The sequence below is a fragment of the Nitratidesulfovibrio oxamicus genome, assembly GCF_015731765.1.
Lineage (GTDB): Bacteria > Desulfobacterota > Desulfovibrionia > Desulfovibrionales > Desulfovibrionaceae > Cupidesulfovibrio > Cupidesulfovibrio oxamicus.
In genome coordinates, this window is record NZ_VRYY01000636.1 from 1 (window position 1) to 1,018 (window position 1,018).

1 protein-coding gene is annotated in these 1,018 nt (G+C 72.4%); it reads right to left on the reverse strand.

Translation table 11 applies throughout. The features are described 5' to 3' along the window. Positions 1-1,018, reverse strand: a 1,018-nt coding sequence (gene dprA / locus FVW20_RS16525; protein WP_231039187.1) for a DNA-processing protein DprA, incomplete at both ends; no start/stop codon positions are given.

The following is a 1,018-nucleotide window of genomic DNA, read 5'->3' on the forward strand; positions in this document are numbered from 1 at the left end:
GCCGCCAATGCAGGGCGAACAGCGCGCGGGGGGTATCGGCCTGCGCGGGCGGGAGGGACGCGGTGCCGGGCGGGCCGCAGGCGTCGGCACGGCAGCGGATTTCGTAGCTGCCCGTCCCTCTTTCTCTTGCCCGGCAGGGGCGTCGGCACTGTCGCCGGAAATCTTCAGCGACGGACCGGCGATTCCCCCGCCTGCCGTCCTCCCCATGGCGCGGGAAGGACACCGGGAGTCCGAAGCGCCTGGCTTGATTGGCGTGCCCTGCATGCCAGGCGTGACCGATGTGACCGGCACATGCGGTGCGTCGGGGCCAACCATGCCGACCGGGGTCTTCGAGGCATCCGGCGGAAACAGCTCGTCCAGCGGGTCGTCGTCCCAGCCGCTCCAGCCGGGAGGCGGGCACGGCGCAGCCAGCGCGGCCAGTTCCATGCCCAGAACCGGGGCAAGGTCCGCCAGCATGTCTTCCGCCGTGGCCACGGGCCGGGCGCCCTGCTCAATGAGCCCCCGACAGCCGCAGGTATACTGGGCCGTGGCCGGTCCGGGCACGGCGTACACCTCGCGGCCCTGCTCCAGGGCCAGGCGTGCGGTGATCAGGCTGCCGCTGCGGGCTGCCGCCTCCACCACAAGCACCCCCACGGAAAACCCGCTGATGATCCGGTTGCGCACGGGAAAGTGCGCGGGCAGGGGCAGCGTGCCGGGGGCGTATTCCGACACCAGCAGCCCCGTGGCTTCCATGCGTTCGAACAGTTCCGCGTGCTCCGGCGGGTAGACCACGTCGATGCCCGTGCCCAGCACGCCGATGGTGGAGCCCACCTCCTCCAGCGCGGCCACATGGGCCTCGCGGTCGATGCCGCGCGCAAGACCGGAAACCACGGTGACGCCCGCCGCCGAAAGGCTGTAGGCAATGTCGGCGGCCACCCCGCGCCCGGCCCGCGAGGACAGGCGCGACCCCACCACCGCCACGGCGTGGTTGGCCAGCAGCGATGCATCGCCCCGGCAGTACAGCACGGCGGGTGCGTCG